Annotated in this window: 6 protein-coding genes; 2 read left to right on the top strand and 4 right to left on the bottom strand. The window is 72.1% G+C overall.

All coding sequences use genetic code 11. The annotated features are described in order from the left end of the window. The first annotated feature begins 897 nt into the window (after window positions 1–897). The gene (locus VM889_03045; protein HVL47511.1) at window positions 898–1596 is read left to right on the top strand and encodes a hypothetical protein; all 699 of its coding nucleotides are present in this window, start codon (window positions 898–900) and stop codon (window positions 1594–1596) included. 3 nt (window positions 1597–1599) lie between these two features. Here VM889_03045 and VM889_03040 read toward each other — a convergent pair whose 3' ends face one another. After that, window positions 1600–3417 carry an ABC-F family ATP-binding cassette domain-containing protein gene (locus VM889_03040; protein HVL47510.1) on the bottom strand — a complete coding sequence of 606 codons (1818 nt, stop codon included), beginning with the start codon at window positions 3415–3417 and terminating at the stop codon, window positions 1600–1602. A gap of 358 nt (window positions 3418–3775) precedes the next feature. Between VM889_03040 and VM889_03035 the strand changes: the two genes are divergently transcribed. Then, window positions 3776–5200, top strand: a complete 1425-nt coding sequence (locus VM889_03035; GenBank protein ID HVL47509.1) for an MFS transporter — start codon at window positions 3776–3778, stop codon at window positions 5198–5200. Here VM889_03035 and VM889_03030 read toward each other — a convergent pair whose 3' ends face one another. The 3 genes from VM889_03030 to VM889_03020 all read right to left on the bottom strand — a co-directional run. Further along, on the bottom strand, window positions 5201–6490 hold the full coding sequence (locus tag VM889_03030; GenBank protein ID HVL47508.1) for a hypothetical protein: 1290 nt from the start codon (window positions 6488–6490) through the stop codon (window positions 5201–5203). A 45-nt stretch (window positions 6491–6535) separates the two neighbouring features. Beyond that, entirely contained in the window at window positions 6536–18631 is a 12096-nt protein-coding gene (locus tag VM889_03025) for a CARDB domain-containing protein (protein HVL47507.1), read from the bottom strand. Window positions 18632–18754: 123 nt separating this feature from the next. Next, window positions 18755–19206 (bottom strand): hypothetical protein (locus VM889_03020; GenBank protein ID HVL47506.1); only part of this gene is annotated, 452 nt, incomplete at its 5' end.

Genomic DNA, 19206 nt, shown 5'->3' with positions numbered 1-19206 from the left:
CGAGCGGCGGCTTCCTCATGTCGTCGGGCGGCGGCGCGCCGCGCGCGGGGTGTTGAGCGTCCTTCTTGCTTGTAGCACGGCTGGCCGAAGCTCGTCGGGCGCCGCCTCGGGTGAGGGAAGCAAGAACCCGATCAAAACAGGGTCATGAGAAGTGTTAAGTGCGGGGGGGGGTTCTGGTCGTGTGCTCGCACGTCGGCGCTTCGGAGTGGTGCTCGTGGTCGCGATCGTCTTGGGTCTCGTCGGCGCCGGGGGCGTGGCGGCGAACCCGATCCAGATGGGCAGTGGTGCGGATTGCATCGCGAGTGCTCGCGGCCCAGCTGATGACCTCACTGAGCGGGGGGAGTGCGTCGCGGATTGTGCGATGCAGGAAGGTTGTGCCGTTAGCGTCTGCTCCGGCAGCATGGACGTCAATGAGTGTTTGTCACTCGCACCTGCTGATCTAAGTTGCACTGGAACGATCCCAGTCACCGCCGAAGTGTCTGGGAACGGCGGAGGATCTTATCAGTTTTACAAGAATGCATTTGGCGATGTCTTTGTCCGTTGGGCGATGCAGACAAACAATATAGCCAATGGTGCCGACGGCTGGGTATTCGGCGCCGCAGCTCCGTCGGCCAGTAGTGCGTCAATCTGGAAATATCGCGCCTCGACGACTTGCCTCCCGATAGGATCCTGCTCGTCGTGGTGTGAATACCTCGTCGACGGCGGAGCCTGGGGTTGGTCATCCTCCTCAAGCTGTTCGGTGACTTGGGCTTGGGAGGTCTCCGTTGGGGTCAAATTCACAATCACCGGAGTCGCGGGTGGAGACGTAACGGGCAAACTCGGCAGCAGCCGCACGTGCTCCGACGGAACCGAGTTCGACAGTGAATCATTGTTCTACGATCGGGGAGAAACTCTATTGTGAGGTCACACCGAAGCTGGGCGTCACCACTACTCATCGGGGGCGTCGTGCTCACGCTCGGATGCCTTTCCGCGATTCAGGTCGACGACGACCGCCCCCGATGCGCCTTCCGCTACCCCAACGGCGACCCCATCCCCTGCGAGAGCCAAGCGACCCTCCTTGACGTCCACACCCTCCCGCCCCCCGCGGGCTGGCTCTGCGTCGAGTCACTCGCGATGCCGAAGGTCAAGGTCTCGCTCTGGCGGCACGCCGCGAGCGGCGACCGCGCGTTCGGGTACACGTACGAGGAATTCGCGCCGCCCTTCGAGGGCCTCCTCGCCATCGACCCGCCGCACGGGCGCATGCTCACGTGGAAGAGCCCGACCGCGAGCGGCTTCGTCCCGATCGGGCCCGTGGGCGACGCGACCCGCCTCGTCGCGATGCTGTACCGAACGACGGTCACGCACGACCGCGGTGCGGAACATCGCCCGACCCTCGACCACCTGTGGTCCGCGCACGACGAGTTGCCGTGGCTCCTCTACCGCGTGAGCGTCGGGGAGCGCACGCACGTCTTCGATCCCATGCGCGAAGGCCCCTCCGGGTGGACGCCTGCGCCCCTCGAAGCCGAGCGCGACGGCGTCCGGTACGCGTTCGACCACGTCTCGAGCGGCGGCTTCCTCATGTCGTCGGGCGGCGGCGCGCCGCGCGCGGGGTGTTGAGATTCACTCCTCCGCCGCCATCCACCCCATCGAGAGCGCCGTGCGGTAGAGGCGCTTCGCGGCGAGGTCGCTCGGCGTGAGGGCGAGCGTCGTGCCGACCGCGTGGCGCGCGCCGGTCTCGAAGTCCTTGAAGCCCTTCCGCACGTGGTAGGTGACGGGCTTCTCGACCGCGAACGCCTCCATCGCGGCGGCCGTGCGCGCCTCCGTGAAGTCGCCCACGAACACCTTGAGGCTCCGCCGCGCGAGGACCGCGACCTTGTCCACGACGGAGTCGAGGAACCACCGGTCGTGGCTCACGACGAGGAGCGTGCCTTGGTAGGCGTTGAGCGCGCCCACGAGCGCCTGCCGCGACTCGAGGTCGAGGTGGTTCGTGGGCTCGTCGAGGATGAGGAGGTTCGACGGCGTGAGGATCGTCTTGAGGAGCGCGAGGCGCGAACGCTCGCCGCCGGAAAGGGACGAGACCTTGCGCAGGAGGTCGCCGTCGTGGCGGAAGCCGAAGCGGCCGAGCAGCGCGCGCACGTCCTCGTCCGCGACGCCCGGGCGCACGGAGAGGATCTCCTCCCGCAGGACGCCCTTCGGGTCGAGCGACTCGTGGCCCTGCGCATAGAAGGCGCCCTTTGCGCCGGGCGCGACCTCGATCGTGCCGAGGTCGCGCCGCTCGCGGCCGGTGAGGATGCGCAGGAGGGTGGTCTTGCCGGCGCCGTTCGCGCCGACGAGGCCGACGCGGTCGCCCTTCGCGAGGTCGAGGTCGAGGCCGTAGAAGAGCAGCTTCTCGCCGTACTTTTTCCCGAGGCCGCGCGCGCGGAGGACCTCGTTCGACGACTTGAACGTCTCCGGGAAGCCGACCGCGAACTGCACCTTCTGGACGAGGGGGTCGGGCGTGCGGTCGATCGCGGCGCGGTACTTCGCGAGGCGGCCGAGGCGGCTCGCCATCTGCCCGTCGAAGCGCTTCTGGTGGCGGAACTGCTCGATCACGGCCTTCTGCCGCGCGGCCTCGCGCGCCTCGCGCTCGCGCTGGCGCGCGAGGCGCGCCTCGTCCTCGTCGCGGGCGCGCGTGAAGGCGCTGTAGTTGCCGTCGTAGCTTTCCACCGTGCCGCGCTCGAACGCGAGGACGCGCGTCGCCACCTCGTCGAGGAAGGCGCGGTCGTGCGCGACCACGAGGATGGCGCCCTCCCACGTCTGCAGCCGCTCCTCGAGCCACTCGATCGTCTCGACGTCGAGGTGGTTCGTGGGCTCGTCGAGCACGAGGACGCCCGTCGGGTCCGAGCGCGCGAGGACGCGCGCGAGGTGCAGGCGCGTGCGCTCGCCGCCCGAGAGCGTCGCGGTCTCGCGCGGGAGATCCGACTCGGTGAAGCCCAGCTCCGCGAAGAGCGCGGAGTCGGTGGCCGCGGAGGCCGCAAGCGCCTTCGCGCGCGCCATCTCCCGCTGCACCTCGCCGAAGCGCGTCGCGACCGCGTCGCCTTCGCCGGATTCCCAGAGCTTCGGGTCCGCCATGCGCGCCTCGAGCGCCGCGGCCTCCGCGACGAGCTCCGCCGGCGCCTCCACGCTCGCCGCGACGACGTCCGCGATCGTCTCCCCCGGCTTCCCGTCGTGGTGCTGCGCGAAGAACGCAAGCGGCGTGCGCGGCGCGAGCCGGGCCGACCCGTGGTCGGCCGTCGCCCGGCCCGCCACGATGTGGAGGAGCGTCGACTTCCCGCAGCCGTTCGGCCCGACGAGCGCGACGCGCTCGCCGCTTTCGACGCGGAACGACGCCTCCGCGAAGAGCGTCCGCCCCGCGAACGCCTTCGCGAGGCCTTCCACGATCACGAGGGGGCGACCCATGCCACGCCGCGCACGGCGGCCACCCGCCATCAAGGCTCCGGAGGCGACGAGGCCGGGGGCCGGGCGCCGGGTCTCGGGCGTCGGGACCGGGCGTCGGGACCGGGCCCGGGCGTCGGGACCGGGTCCGGGACCGGGACCGGGCGTCGGGACCGGGACCGGGTGTCGGGTCTCGGGCGTCGGGACCGGGACCGGGTGTCGGGTCTCGGGCGGCGGGACCGGGACCGGGTGTCGGGCGTCGGGTTCGGGCGTCGGGTCCGGGCGCCGGGTCCGGGTCCGGGACCGGGTCCGGGACCGGGTCCGGGACCGTGCGCCGCGCGGGTGTCGACAAAGCCAAGTGGGACCCGCGGCGTGCAGGCGCGTGGCCCTCACCGGAGCCCCCGCGATCCCGATGCCCGGCGCCCGCGACGCGGCGCGGCCGCGGCCCGAGACGCCCGAGCGCGCCTACTGGGCCGTCCTCGCGGACGGCGCCGCGACGCGCGCCATGGAGGTCCTCGCCGGGGGCGCCGTCCTCACCGCCCTCGCCGTCGCCCTCGGGGCCGACGGCACGCTCCTCGGACTCCTCCTCGTCGCCCTCCCCGCCCTCGCGCAGGCCGCGCAGGTCGCGGGCGTCCACTGGATCCGCCGCTCCGGGCGCGTGAAGCCCCTCTGTCTCGGCCTCGTCCTCCCCGCGCGTCTCCTGCTCCTTGCCGCCGCCGCCGTTCCGTACGTCCTCACCGGGTCCGTGGCCGCGCTCGCGCTCGTGCCCCTTGTCCTCGTCTCCGGCCTCTTCGCGAACGCGAGCGGCGTCGCGTGGGGCGTGTGGATGAACGAGCTTCTCCCCCGCGAGCGCCTTGGCCGGTTCTACGCGCTCCGTCTCGGCATCATGACGCTCTCCGGCCTCGTCGCGCTCGCCGCCTCCGCGTGGTGGCTCGGCGACCGTCAGGGGGACGCGCACGCCCTCGCCCTCGTGTTCGCGGTGGGCGCCCTCGCGGGCCTCGTCGGCGCGGTGTTCATCTCGCGCATCCCCGCCCGCGTGCACGTCCCCGCGCCCGGGTCCACCGGCAACATCGTCTCGGCCTTCCGGAGCGCTCACGCCTACCGCCGGGCGCTTCCCGGCTTCATCGCCCTCACGACGGGCCTCCACCTCTTCGTCCCCTTCGGCGTCGCCATGCTCCTCATCGGGGGCGGCTACCCCGAGTCGACGACCCTTCTTCTCGTCGCGTGGAGCCAGGTCGTCGCGCTCGTCGCGTTCCCGGTCCTGGGCTGGCTGAGCGACCGCGCGCGCAGCGCCGCGGCGACGGGCGTTGCGGTGCGCGTCGCGGGCCGCCGCTTCGCGCTCGGCCCCCGCCTCGTCGATCCTCTCGGTCTCGTCCGGACGCTTTCGGGCCACGGCGCCGTCGCGGCCGTCGGCGCCGGGACGCTCGCGGCCGCCGCGGTGCTCTGGATGGTCGCGTCGAACGCGGGCTACCCGATCCTCCTCGTCCTTGCGATCTACACGCTGAACGGTCTCGGCACGGCCGCGGTCGACCTCGCGATCGGCAACCTCCAGATGTGGCTCGCCCCGCGCGGCCACGCCCCCGCGCTCTTCGCGGGCACCGCGCTCATCCGCGCCGTCGCGGCGGCGGGCGCCGGCCTCTTTGCGGGCGCGATGCTTTCGCGGACCGCCGCGGGCGATCCGCTCGTGTGGGCCGCCGGGGGGGCGTTCCTCGCGGCGGCCGCCGTCCTGCTCGCGCGCGCCGGGCGCGAGGCTCCCCCCGTCGAGACCCAGCCCGCGCGCGAAGCGTCGCCGACGATCGCGCGTTGATCACGCGGGCGTCGGCGTCGTCGCGGCCGCGGCGCGGTTCCGGAGCTTCGACCTCAGCTCCTCCTCGAGCCGGTCGTGGTCCGCGGCCGTGATGCGCAGCTCCTCTCGGAGGGCCACGAGGGCGCGCGTCTCCTTGAGGTCGAGGTGGCCGTCGCGCATCATCCCCTCGAGCGCGACGCGGTACAGCTCGACGCGGCGGTACGTGAAGTAGGCGTCCGTGTTCTCGACCTGCGGCATCGCCTTGTCTCCGAGCTTCTCGGCGAATCGCTGGAGCGGTGTCAGCGCGAAGAGCGCGATGCCCGCGACGGCGGCGCCGACGAGGATGCCGGACTCGCCGAACTCGCTTCCCGCGTACTGCTCGACGGCCTGCTGCACGATGAGCATGATGGCGCCCGCCGCGCCGCCGAGCGCGCCGCGGCGGATCGTGATCTTGACCTTGAGGTCGAGGTCGAGGATGCGGTACTTCGCGACGCCGTAGAACAGGATGACCGTGATGAGCCCATCCCAGAGGAAGTGGATCGTGGACCCGAGGAACTGGAGCGCCGTCGGGATCGTTCCGAGGCCCACGATGAGGACGAGGAGCCGGTCGTCGGCGCCGGTCTCCCCGGCGCGTCGCGCGGCCCGGTAGGCGACGAGGCCCGCGAGCGCGACCGCGACGAGCAGCTGGAGAACGTTCAGGAGGATGACGATTTCAGGGAACGGGCGGCCGCCCACGAGCGAGGGGCGGAGCGTTCCGACGAGCACGTATGTCCCGTCGTTGACGTTCCAGAGCATGAACGACGCGAGCACGAAGAGGAATTGCCGCCGGTAGGTGCCGGGCTCGAGCCTGAGCCATGCGCGGCCGAAGACGACCGTGCCGACGAGATACGCGCCCGCGAGGAGGCTTTCCTCGAGGGTCCCCATGAACGGCGTCGGCGTCCCGCCCGCGTCGATCACGAGATCGCGCGCGAGGACGAGGTGGCCCGCGACGACCCCCGTGGGGATGAAGGCCCAGAGCAGGTACCAGCGCTTGCGCGCGCTGAGGGTCCAGTCGGGATAGACGACGGGAAACGCCCAGAGGAGGGACGTGACGAGGATGCCGAGGACGACCGCCGCGAGGACCGCGCCCCCGGGTGGGTCGGCGTCGAACACGTGGGGGACCATCACGAAGAGCGTGAACAGCCCGAACGCGAGGAGGAGGCCGCCGAGGACCCACGTGCCGGGGTTGCGGAGGCCGCGCTTCACCAGGAAGACGGCGAGACCCGTGACGAGGAGGCCTTCGACCGCCGCCACGACCTCGAGCAGGCTCACTCGCGTCGTGACGGCGGTCGTCGTACCTGAACGTTTCGAGCGCGCTCAGCGCTTCCTTGCGGGGCTCCGGGCCGTCGCAAGGAGCGCGGCGGCGACGCCGAGGGCGGCAAGCCACGCAACGGCGCCGGGGCCGGGGATCCCGAGGATCCCGCGGCCTTCGCCCAGCACCTCGTCCGCGCCGTTCGCGGCGTCGAGATCGCTCGAGCGCGTCGTGGACCGGTTGGCCCGGTCGTACACGACGAACGAGACGAGATGGGTGCCGTCGGGCAGGTCCGTCGTGTCGATCTCCGCGACCCACGGGGCCGTGCGGATCGTCTGCACGAGAACGCCGTCCACGTAGACTTCGACGCGATCCACGCCGGCCGAGTCGCTTGCGCCCGTCGGGATCCGGACGAGACCCGAGACCCGTCCGGTCGGGAACTCGGGCGCGAGCGTCGGCGGCGCGAGGTCGACGCGGAAGTCGCTCGTCGCCTGCGTCGTGCGGCCCGCGAGGTCCGTCGCCGTGACGACGAGCTGGTGCGGGCCCTCCGCGAGGTCGATCGTGGCGACCGCGAAGCCGCCCGCCACGGTCGCGGGAACCGCATTGCCGTCGATCGTGACGCGCACGTTCGCGTTCGTGACGCCCGCGAGGCCCGTGAGGGCGGCGCGGATCGCGACGCGGCCGGACTCCACGACCGCGCCGTGGGCGGGCGACTCGATCGCGATCGCGGGCGCGGCGACGCTGTACGTGAACCGCGACGTCCGCGTCGCGACGTTGCCGTGCACGTCCGCGACCGTGAGGACGAGCTGGTGAGCGCCCTGCGTCAGGCCCGTGAGCGTCGCCGTGAGCGAATTCAGGCCCGCGACCACGGTGACGGGCTGGCCGTCGAGCGTCAGGCGGACGCTCGAAAGGTCGATCGCGCTGTCGTCCGAGTAGGACGCCGTCACGGTCGTCGAGGAGGTGACCTCGCCGTCGTTGGGTCTCAGGGACGAGATTGACGGACGGATCTCGTCGCGTCCGACGATCGCGAACGGCGAGAAGCCGCTCGTCGTGGCCTCGAACACGAGCGTCGTCGCGTCCTCGGAGACGAGCGTCGTCGCGAGGACCGTCCACGCGCCGCCCGTCCAGTGGGCGAGCGACACGTGCGCCGGGGCGAGGCGCTGCGCCTCCATCCATGCGCGCGGAACCGCGAAGCGGATCGCGGCGCCCTCGAGCGCGCCGGCCGCGAGGGGCCGGCCGCCGCTCGTCACGGTGATGTCGAGGTACTGCAGCACGAACCCGGGCGCCGCCTGCGAGGCGCCCGTCTCGGCGAGCGTCGCGCGGGGCGCGACGTCCACGACAAGGTCCGCGAGGTCCGACCCGCCCGCCGTGAGGCGGACGGAGCGCACGCGCGCCGCGTCGAGCGCCGCCGTCGTCGACGACCCGCCCGCAAGGAGCGCCACCGTGGCGCGGGTGCCGGGAGCCGTCGGCACGCCGGGCGTCCCCGTCGCCGGGGGCGCGCCCGCGTCGGGGGCGGCCGCGACCACCGTGAAGGACCACGTGCGCGTCGCGACGTTGCCCGCGAGGTCGGCGACCGAAACGGTCGCGGTGTGCGATCCCGCGGCGAGCGCGGGGTTCGGCGTCCAGGCGACCGCCGCGAGGAGGCCCGCCGGCGCCGTCTTGACCGCGGCCGCGGTCACGTTCGCCCCGTCCACCGCGAAGGCGAGCGAGGCGGCGTGGACGCCCTTGAAATCCGCGAAGGTCAAGGAGATCGGCGCGGTCGCGACGACATTCGTCGCGTCGGGCGTCGGGGCGACGATGGTGATCGTCGGGGCGATCCGGTCGGGCGATTCGAGGTCGTACACGAGGTCGCCGTCGAGGGCGCCCGCAAGCGTCACGTAGGCGACGCCGCCGGTCATCGTGGCCGCGACGGGCGCGGCCTCGAAGGTGACGCCGCGCAGCGTGTGGCCGGCGGGGATCGTGTACGCGACCGTGGTGACGCCGCCCGTCGCGGAGACCGCGGCGCGGACGAGACGCGTGTACGTCTCGTCCGTCGTGACGTCGTCGACGGGCGCCGTGCCGGCGCTCGCCGCCGTCGTGTAGATCCACCGAGGCGCGCTCGCCGCGGGGAGGAGCGCCACCTTGACCGGCGTCGTCGCGCCGCGCGCGACGTCGACCGCGCCCGTGACCGCGAGCCGGCCCGGGGCCGTGACGACGAGGGTCTTCGCGCCCTCGAGCACGTTCGTGAAGGTCACGGACGCGCCCGCGAGCGAGGTCGATCCGAGCGTCGTGGTCGCGCCCGCGAACGGCTGCCCGTTCTCGTCCACGACGTCGACGCGGAGGGCGCCGTAGCCCTTCACGTTGCCCGTCGCGGAGGCGACCGCCATGAGCTGGTCGTTGTAGAGCGGGTAGCCCGTCGCGGTGATGCCGACCGCGCCCGCGACGAGCGGGCGGACCTTGAACCGGAACGTCGTGGTCGAGGCCTCCGGCACGTATTGCGGGAGCAGGTAGAGGATGCCGTTCACGACCTCGAACTCGAGCGCGGTCTCCGTGCCGTCCGCGAACCGCATGGTCGGGGGGTCGGAGACGGTGTTCGCCGCGGCGAGCGTCGACCCGAGCGGGACCGCGATCGCGGGGCTGAAGATCGAGAGCGGCTCGTCGTTGCGGAAGCTCGCGGTGATCGTCGTCGCCTCGTTCTGGATCGACTCCGCGGGCCACGCGAGGTCGAGGAAGAACGTCGTCGCGATCGGGTCGATGTAGCGCGCCGGCACCGTCGCCATCGCCTCGTCGTAGTCGCCGTGCTGGCGGTTGTACGCCGCAAGCAGGGTCGGGACCGAGCTCGAGAGCACGGTGAACGTGACGTTGTGCCGCGTGCGCGCGAGGAGCCCTGCCATGGTGCCTCCCGTGAACGTGATGTCACAGGCGGGCGTCAGCGAGCGCGGGATGCCCGAGGCGTCGAACTTGAACTGGCAGTCGGGCGCGTTCGTCGTGAGGTTCACGAGCGCGACCTTCGTCCCGTCGACGTACACCTCGACGCTCGCCGCGATGGTCTGGACGCGCTGCAGGAGCGCGAGCGCGTGGACCGCGGCCTGCGTCGTCCGCGTGTTGCCGAAGCTGCCGCCATCGCGGTAGACGTTGTAGAGGTAGTTCACGCCCCGCGTCACCGCCGCGTTCTCGAGGCCGAGGCCGGTGGCGTTCAGCGCGAGAACGACGATGGCCGTCGTCTCGGCGTGCAGCGCCGACTCGAGGAAGCTCGTGTAGTAGTTGGCGTTGTCCGTATCGCGCGTCCATCCGCCGCCCGTGCGCTGGATTCCTTCGAGGTAGGCGACGCCGTCGGCGACCGCCGCTCGGGCCTGCGACGCGTTGGTCGAGGGGAGGATCCCCGCGTCGAGCGCGGTCTGCAGGCCCCAGATCGCGGAGGCGGTCGAGAACGGGTTCCCGTTCATGCCGGGGTAGTCCGGCCAGGCGCCGCCGCTCTTCATCGACAGGAGGTAGCGCGTGGCGTTGAGGGCGACGCGGTCGAGCGTCGCGCGCGTCGCCTCGTCGGCGATGAGGGGCCTCAGGAGGGAGAGGTCCTTCAGGATGAGCGCGGTGAGGGCGATTTCGCTCCTCAGGTACCACGTGAAGGATCCTTCCCCGAACGCTCCGTCCGCCTTCTGCGTCGAGGCGAAGAAGCCCGGGATCCGCGTGTAGTTGACGCCCGAGCCGTCGACGAGGTCGCGGTACGTCGGGTCCTCGCGCACCGTGAGGAGCCCGTGCGTCGCGAACGCCGAGTAGAAGTTCGCGGCCTCGCTGTAGGATCCGTACATGGCCCAGCCGCCGCTCGGCTTCTGCTTGTTGTGGCCCGAGGTGAGGATGCCGACGCCGGCGCGGACGGCCGAGTCGAAGCTCGCCTTGGAGTCGTTGCCCAGCTCGTCGTAGACGCCGCGCGCCTTGTAGTACTCGATGACGTGGAGCGCGGCGAGCATGGGGCTTGTCGTCTGCTCGACGCAGGAGTTCGGATAGAATCGCAGGTACTCGAGGCCCGAGAGGATGCGTCCCTGGGCGCCGGCCTTGACGTCGATGACGAACTCCTGCTCGAGGGTCGCAATGTCGAACGTCCAGACGTCGACCCGCTTCGTGACGGGCGTCGGGGAGACGTCGGCGACGGTGTGGTTCGTGTCCTTCACGATGACCGGCTTCGCCCGCACCGAGAGCGCCGGCATCGGGCAGCCGTCGATGGGCTCGCCCGAGACGACGGTCGCGGAAGCGCCGGGCACCGCGACGGTGATCGTCAAGACGGCTGCGCCCACCGTGGTGGAGGGCACCGCGACGGAGACGTGGTTCCAGCCCTGCGTGGCGGTCCGCGTGAGCGTCACCGGCGTCGCGCCGAGCGCGCCCGCGCCGACGGCCGTGATGGTCGCCGAGCCGCGCACGTTCGTGCGGAAGGTGACGAAGGCCTCGACCCCTGCGGGGCGGACGGGATCCTGGTAGAAGGCGCACAGATCCCGGACGTAGGCCGCCTCGGCGACGACGTCGCGCGCCGCGGCATTGCCGGCCGCGTTGTCGTCGATGCCCGCGGGGAGGATCGCTTCGAGCCGGTGGAGGCCCGCGATGAGCGTCGACCACGCGGGGATGTCGACCGTGTGTCCGCGGTTCGGCGAAAGCGCCGGGATCGGGATCGCGGTCGCGGCGGGGGAGAGCGCGGTGCCGCCGGGAAGGAGCGCGTCGGTGATGTCGAGGGTGGTGGCGGTCGAGGTCCACGTCCCCTCGTTCACGACCGTGGCCTTGAGGCGCGTCTCGGCCCCGAGCCACACTTCGTCGGGAGCAAGCAGCGACACGACGAGATTCACGAACCGGATGGCGGTCGATCCCGCCGCTCCGTTGTTCGTCTCGCTGAACTCGGCGACTTCGCCGAGGGCGTCGGCGACGACCGACCAGGAGGCGAAGCCCGGGGCTCCGAAGCTCGTGGTCACGACGGCGGAGACGTTCTGGCCGGGCCCGAGCGCGGGGATCGGGACGTCGACGACGGTCGAGCCGCTCGTGAACCGGAGCGTCGTGGGAACGCTCGTCGTGAGGCCGCCGATGTTGGAGACCCGGAACTCGAACTCGGCGGGCGAATTGACCCGGACGGCCGCGGGCGCGCGGACGGCGCGCACGATGAGGTCGGGGGATTCCGCCACGACGACGCGGCGGATCGCGCGGTTGTCCGTCTCGTTCGTCTCGGCGATCGAGCCGAGGACGTCCGCGACCACGGTGAGGTCGACCGGACCGAGCGCGGAGGGCGTCCACAGGACCGCGATCTCGAACGCGTCGCCCGGCGCGAGGCCGGGGTCGGTCGCCGTCGCGAGCACCGTCGCCCCCGCGAGGATCCGGTGCGTCGAGGCGGGGGTGGGAATCTCGCCGAGGTTGCGGATCGTCGCGCTGAGCGCGTACGGCGTGCCGAGATTCACGTGCTCGACGCCGCCGACGAGCGCGCGCGGAGGCGGAACGACGACGGGCGTCGCGACCAGGTTGGGCCGGGTCACGCGGACAATCGTGGTCGCCTGGTTGTCCGCCTCGCTCGCTTCGGCGACCTCGCCGAGGGGGTCGACGGCGACGCGCAGCGCGAAGGCGCCGGTGTCGTTCGAACCCCAGACGAGGGGGACGACGGCGTTCGCGCCGCCCGAGAGGGCGGGGATCGCAACGTCGCGCAGGACGATCCCGTCGCGCTCGAGCCGGAGCGTCGTCGCAGGGCTCGCCGCGGAGCCGGTGTTGCGGACGACGGCCTCGAAGACGGTCTGCTGCCCGACCGCGAGGACCGTGGGAAGGGCCCTCAGCGACACTTCGAGGTTCGGGAGGGTGGCGCCGGTCTGCGTCCAGAAGGTCCAGACGAGGACGTTCGCGAGCTGCTCGCCGTCGGTCACCCACATCTCGAGGTCGACGTACAGGCCGCCGCGGTGGGGCGCCTTGACCTCGAGGGTCGCGGCGCCGTTCTCGTCGGTGACGCCGCGAACTGCGCGGAAGTAGGCGCGGTCGGCGTCGTCGACGCAGTTGTGGCCGGCCGGACGGCCTCCCGTCGCAAGGGCGTCCATGCCGTCCTCGCCCATGTCGGGCCAGCACCACGTTTCGACATCGAGGAACGCCCAGACCTCGGCGCCCACGACCGGGGCGCCGTCTGCCCTCGTCACCACGATAGGCAGGGGGATCGTCGCGTGCGCCGGGTAGCGGCTCTCGAGCGCCGGAAGCGACACCTCGAAGGGCGCGCGGTGGAACGTGCGCGTCACGTGCGAGGGGATGGTGGGCGCGCTCAGCACGGCGACGGTGTATTCGCCGAATTCGGACGCCTCCAAGGTGACGGGCCACTCGCCCGTGGGCGGCGACGCGTGCTCGTTGTGGAGGATGCCGCGGTGCGCGTAGCCGGGGCCATAGAGCGACTTGTAGGCCTGGATCGCGGACGCGACCCCCGTGGCGGGGGCGCCGTTCGCATCGAGCCATCGGACGGTGGCGCGAAGCTCGTTCCCGACGAAGCCTCCGAGGATGTCGATCGAGGTCGAGCTCGCGGGCGAGGACGTCTGCGGCGGGCTGCCGAAGTAGACCCAGTCCCAGAAACCGGCCCATTGGAGGGTTCCCGCGTGGTCCGCGAGCGCATGGCCGTTCGACGGGTCGATCGCGGTGGAAACGACCCAGGCATCGAGGTATCGGTCGTGGAAGTTGGCCTTCGTGAGGTTGACCGCGCGGGCGGGAATCGTCACGACGGCGGTTCCGGACATGTCGGTCCGCGTCTGCTGGATGCCGCCGTGCGCGGTGTAGATCCACAGGTCGAGGTCCGCCATGGGGCCGTCATCGTAGGCGGAGATGTGGAGCGTCGCGGTCTCGGCCGAGACGAGCGTCCTGGCGTCGTGGCCCCATTGGATCCAGGTGTCGATCTCGGGATCGCCCCCGCCGCCCTCGGAGACGGGGGGCCGGTGGGGGCCGGATCGGGCGAGGATCGAAGGCACGACGATGAGGGCGCCGTCCGACGGGCAGTAGCCATAGTACCCGCCGGAGCAGCGGGAGACGTCTTCCACCGTGACCCACCCGTAGAGCACGCGGCCCTCGGGGACGACGACGGGGAACGAGCCGATGCCGGTTGCGGGGATCGTGTACGACGCCCGGGTCTCGAAGTTGCGGAATCCGAGGGGCCCGTCGCGCTGGAAGGCGATGAGCCGCTGGACGTCCTCGCGCGAGAGCGCCCGCCGGGCGTCCTCCGCGTTCGGGGCCGCGAGGGCGCGCGCGAGCCCCGCGGCGAGATCCTGCGGCGCGATCGCGAGAAGGGCGGCCGCGTCGCGCTCGGTCACCCACGAGACGGTCACGTTGATGGGGCCGCCGTGGGGCGTCAGGAGGCCGCTGAAGGATTGCGATGCGAGGATCGTCACGAGGTCCACGGTGTCGCCGGGGGCGGCCGACGTGAGATAGGGCCGAATTTCCACCGAGGTGTCGTCCTCCCACGCGAGGTAGGCGTAGCCGCCCGGCAGGGAAACGGCGGGGCCCTCCGCCGGCGCGAGGTCGACGTGGAGCGTCCAGGCGTCGTAGGGGTTCGAGGCCGACGGCTGGGGAAGCGAGGCGTAGGGGACGCTCCACGAGAAGACGCCGCCAACGGCGGTGAGCGGCTCCGAGACGATCGTCCGGTGGCTGACGCCGCCGTACCACCAGCAGTACCAGTACGGGCAGTACCATTCGTTGCGGATGCGGATCGTGGCGTTCCCCGCGTAGGGCGCGCCCGTCATGCGGTCCATCACGACCCACGAAAGGTTGAGGCTGCCCGTCCGATCGACGTAGTAGTAGCCGGGAGCGGTGGAGTAATCCGCATGGGACCCGAGGCGCCAGCCGGGCGTCGGCGAGGACGGGTCCGGGGTCGGGACGGGCGGCACGCGGTGGCCCGGCGTGAAGGCCTGGACGGCCCGGTTCCCGTGCGTGTCCTCGATCACGAGGCGATGCGTTTCGTAGGTCCGGTTCGCCGTCATCTCGAAGGAGACCTCGGCGCGACCGGAAGCATCCGTCGCGACGACCGTCTGGGCGAGCACGACGGGCGCGCACGTGGCGCAGTCGATCGCGCGGAGGGCTTCCCACCGGAAGGCGATCGGCTCGCCCGCCTGAGGCGCGCGGGCCGTCTGGTTCCAGGAGAACGCGGAGGCGAGGATCGCGCGGTGGTGCGTCGGGTAGAGGCCGTAGCCCGCATCGGGGGCCCGGTCCACGATCGCGCCGTCGCGCGTGGCTTCGAGCCAGGCGCGGAAGGTCCTGAGGCCTTCGGGCGCCCCGAGGTCCGACGCGGCGATCGGGCTGTCGTCGAGGTTGCGGACGAGGAGGACGAGCGGCTTCGCCTGCGTCGTGACGGCTTCGAGCGCCACGAGCGTGTCGGTCCATCCGCCCGCGTTCCACCGGTCGAGGGCAAGGTTCGCGACGGACCCGTCGGCGGCGAAGTCGAACCGCAGCCGCGTGTCCGCGCCGCGCTCGCCCGTGGCGGCGTCCTGGTCGAGGTCGATGTAGAGAACGACGCTCGTGCCGGGCGAGGCGCGGTCCAGGTGGAACTCGAGGACGGCCGTCGCCCCCGTCGCGTCGGCGGCGGCGATGTGCGCGGCGCGCAGGTCGAGGATCGCGCTGTCGTTGTGTCCGCGGTCCATGATCGCCATCGGCTGGTCGTCGCGCGGTTCGTAGCGCGTGGCACCGGCCGAGTACGTCGGCCACCCGATCGTGCCCGCGTAGAGCTCGTGACCGAGGCTGCGCGTCGGGGCGTCGCCGCCGAGAAGCGGCGGCAGGCGGCCGGTGAGGTTGACCGCGCCGAAGGCGTCGATGCGGCCCCAGCCGGTCTCGGCGTCGTAGCCGGGCACCCCGATGTCCACGGCGGTCGCGTTCATGAGCGAGGTCACCGAGCCGGGCAGGCCGGCGCGGCGCGCGGGATCGGCCTCGAGGATGAGGGCCGCGAGCGCCGCCGCCTGGGGCGCCGCGAAGGAGGTTCCGGTCTGCGTGGACGCTCCGCCCCAGTTGTAGAGCGTGCGGACCTCGACGCCGGGAGCGACGACGTCCGGCTTCACGTAGGCGGCGTCGCCGAAGCCGACCGGGCCCAGGCTCGAGAAGGACGCGACGCGGTCGTGCTCGCGGGCGCTCGCGCCGACGGCGTAGGCGCGGCGCGCCGCCGCCGGCGTGTTGATCGTGCGCAGGCCGAGGCCGGGGCAGTCCTCGTCCCAGAGCAGGTCGCATTCGCTCCCGCCGCCGTCGTTGCCGGCCGCGACGACGGGAAGGATGCCGCTCTCCGCGACCGCGTCGATGGCCCGCGACTGCGGCGAGGACCCGTCGTCAGGATAGCCGACCGCGACGGCCGCGTACATGGCGGGTCGGAAGGGGTTCTCCGAGACGACGCGCCACTGCGACTCGGCGGTCGGGTCCACCGCGATCCAGTCTCCGAGGTCGACGTCGAAGCCGGTCTCGTAGCCGAGCTCGGGGACGGCGAGGTCGTCGATGAACCAGCCCTCGGCGGGCGACCAGCTTGCGTAGTTCCACTCGAACGTCACGTTGACCGCGCGTCCGGCGAAGGCCGTGAGGTTCAGAACGACCTCGCGCCATCCGTCGCCGCTCCAGCCCTGGTACCAGTTCGTCCACTCGTACTGTCGGGACGTGGCGTTGTACCACGTCTCGTCGCAGTGGTAGACCGGGTCGAAGTCCGGGTGGAGCGTGTCGCGCGCGAGCGGTCCGCCGATCTCCTCGACGACGACGCGCCCGCAGCTGGATCCGAGGGCGGAGCTGTAGCGCGTCCAGAACGAGAGCGTCACGGTTTCGAGGCCTGCGAAGTCGAACGTGCGCGTGAGGCGCGAGGTCTCCTCCCAAGGGGAGCCGGGCGCGGTCGCGTTGCCGATCCAGAGCGCGCCGTCGCCCGACCGCTTCGCGGGGTGGGTCGCGGGGTCGAGCTCCGCGACGAGGCTCCACGTGCCCGACGGGAGCGGAGCGTCGGCCGTGAGCTTGTGGAACCAGACGCGCTCGTCGTCGTAGGTTCCCTCCTCGGGCATGAGGACCCAGTCCACCGGCACGCCCTGGTAGGAGGATCCCGAAGGATCGATGAAGCGGGCGATGAGCGGGTGGGGATCCTCGTAGTCCCACGCGTCCGACCCGTCCCACCCCGCCATCTCGACGTAGCCGAGGATGTAGGAGGCGGGGTGGCTCGGGCTTCCGCCGACCTCGAAGTCGAAGCGCGCGGGGAACGCGTACCCGTCGTCGAGCTCGGACCAGGTCGAGACGTAGGTCGTCTCGAACGAGCCGCCCGAGTAGGAGAGGATGTCCACGCCGTCGCGCGCGGCGACGGCCGCGTAGGCGTCGAGGAGGTCGCGCTCGCTCGCCCAGCCTTCGCGGTTGAAGACCTTCATGATGACGAGGTCCGCCTCCGGGGCGATTCCGCGGTGCCACCGTTGGGATCCGTCCGCCGCGATGACGCCCGCGACCGCCGTGCCGTGGCCGGCGTCGTCGTAGGCGATCGAGGACAGCGGGCGGAGCGCGAAGCCGCCCTCGCCCGTCCAGTCCCCGAACGTGGTCGTCGCCGAGCCGGCAAGGCCGTCAAGGGCGACGCGCGCGAGCGCGAAGCCCCGGTGCTCGGGAATGTCCGAGGCCCAGTTTCGGGGCGGCGCGCCGGGCGTGCCGGACCCGAAGCCGTGCGTGCTCGCGAAGGCGAGCTGGAGGGACGCGGCGCCCGCGAGCGCGGCCGGGACCGGGATGACCTGCGAAGCCAGGTTCTCGCGGGTCATGTCGCGGAACTCGTGGATGAAGGTCCAGTTGGCGCCGAGGTCGCTCGAGGCCCAGAGGTAGACGGGCACCGAGCCCGGGGAATCCTTGAACCACGTGACGTTGATCGCGAAGGGCCCCGTGGCCGACGCGAGGTCGAAATTCGGCGACGTCGCCACGGCCGGCTCGCGGCCGTTGCCCGCCGCGAACATGGGCGTGTCGTACGTGGCGCGGGCCCAGCGCTTCCAGCCTCCGCTCGCGCTGGCGCGGCCCGCAGCCGACTCGGCGTCGTCGACCCACGCCGCGGCCCCGTCGAGGACGAGCGTGACGTCGTCCACGAACCAGCCGTCGGAGTGCGTGTTCCACGCTGCCCCCCGGAGGATGAATTCGAGGACGATCGAGCGTCCCGCCCACGGCGTGAGGTCGACCGTGAAGGTCGAGGGGCCGTCGGCGCGGTCGCGGATGAACGCGAGGCGCTCCTCTCCGCCCGTCTCCTCGTTGCGGACGACGACCTTGGCGTGCTCGCAGTAATGCTCGTACGGGCTGCCGGGCGAGTAGTAGCAGGTCGGGAGGTCGTGGAAGGACCTGAACGAGAGCGAGGCCACCGTGGCGGCCGTGAGGTCCGCCGTGAAGCGGAGGCTCGAGAACCCGGCGGCGGGGTGCGCGTGGTAGGCCCACGACCCGGTGGCGCGGTCCGCCGAGCGGCGCGTGAAGTCGATGAAGTCCACGATCGCGTGGTCGAGCTCGGGGTTGCCGCCCCACGCGCCGGAGTCGAGCACGGCGAGGGTCGTGCCCGCGCCCGTCGCGGCGCGCTTCATGAGGAGGTCGGCGCCGATCCATTCCTGGGCCCAGTCGGGGTCGAGGTCATCCACCGGCCGGACGGCGGGCGGCGTCGAGCGGTAGAGGGCCGCGAGGCGGGCGTGGTCCTCGGCGCCGAGCTTCGGCGACCGGAGATCCTCGGACAGGTGGCGGATGATCTCGGCGCGCAGGGGGTTGTGGCCTTGAAGGCTCACGCGCGCCTCGCCGGACTTCCAGACGGCCTCGACGTCGCTGCGCCGCTCGAGGAGCTTGAGGACGGCGGGCGTGACCTTGGCGGAGACCGCGTTCACGGTCCAGAGGCTCGACACGTCGGCGGCGCGACCGCGCGCGGCTTCGCGGTCGAGGAAGGCGAGGATCGAGGACTGGGAGGATTCGGCGGAGGCGGCGCGCGCGCGGGCGGCTTCGGCGCGGTCCTCCGCGTCGGGCGTCTCGAGGGGCTTCGAGAGCACGATGGTGACGGGAAGGAGGTCCTTCGCGTCGGCCCGCTTGGCGAGCGCCTGGAGGCTCGGGGCCACGAAGGCCCGGTGCGGCGCGGCCGGCGGCGGCGCCTGCGGGGGGGAGGAGGGAGCGCCCGCGGCGACGGAGACCGCGAGCGCGGGAAGAAGGAGGATGGTCACGAGAACGAGCGCGCTGAGCTTGCCGGAACGTGCCGCCATGTCGAGGCCCCCCCGTCGAACGGGAATGCAGGGGGGCCTCCGGCAGCTGGACCGCTGCGGCCGCCTCCCTACCGGCGCCGAGGACACTTTTCGAGTATATCTATATTTGGTCCTACCGTGAAGTTACTGAGCGCGGCTCGAGAGGGTCTTTCCCCAGGCGACGAGCCGCGCCTCGGTCATCGTCTCCCCCACCGCAAGCGCCTGCGCGACGACGGACGCCTCGCGCAGGACGAGGACGAAGCCGGACCCCCCGCGCGTGTCGAGCCGGTAGATCGCCGAGGCGTCGCCGATCGGGGGCCCGCCGGAGACCGGCTTCCAGGGGTCGGCCCGGAACAGGCCGTCGAGCGCCTCGAAGGCGCCGGCCGCGCCCGCGGACGTGTTGAAAACGTAGACGACGTGATTGAGGAGGGGTCCGTCGGGCCGCTCCTCGAGGGTGCGGGCGAGCGCGGCGCGGAAGCCCCAGGCCTCGAGCGCGTCCGCGTCGGCCCATTCGGGCGTCGCCTCGGAGAGCGCCGACGGCGTCGCGTAAGGAGTCTCCTCGACGACGCGCGCGAGCGGACCGACGTCGGCGGGGC

This window comes from Candidatus Thermoplasmatota archaeon, assembly GCA_035540375.1.
Classification (GTDB): Archaea; Thermoplasmatota; SW-10-69-26; order JACQPN01; family JAJPHT01; genus DATLGO01.
Note: the sequence above shows the minus strand (reverse complement) of the source record. Positions and strands in the feature narration are given on the sequence as shown.

Excerpts from the sequence above, each read along its gene's own strand:
- VM889_03040 (HVL47510.1), bottom strand. The coding sequence starts at position 3,417 with ATGGGTCGCCCCCTCGTGATCGTGGAAGGCCTCGCGAAGGCGTTCGCG.
- VM889_03025 (HVL47507.1), bottom strand. The coding sequence starts at position 18,631 with ATGGCGGCACGTTCCGGCAAGCTCAGCGCGCTCGTTCTCGTGACCATC.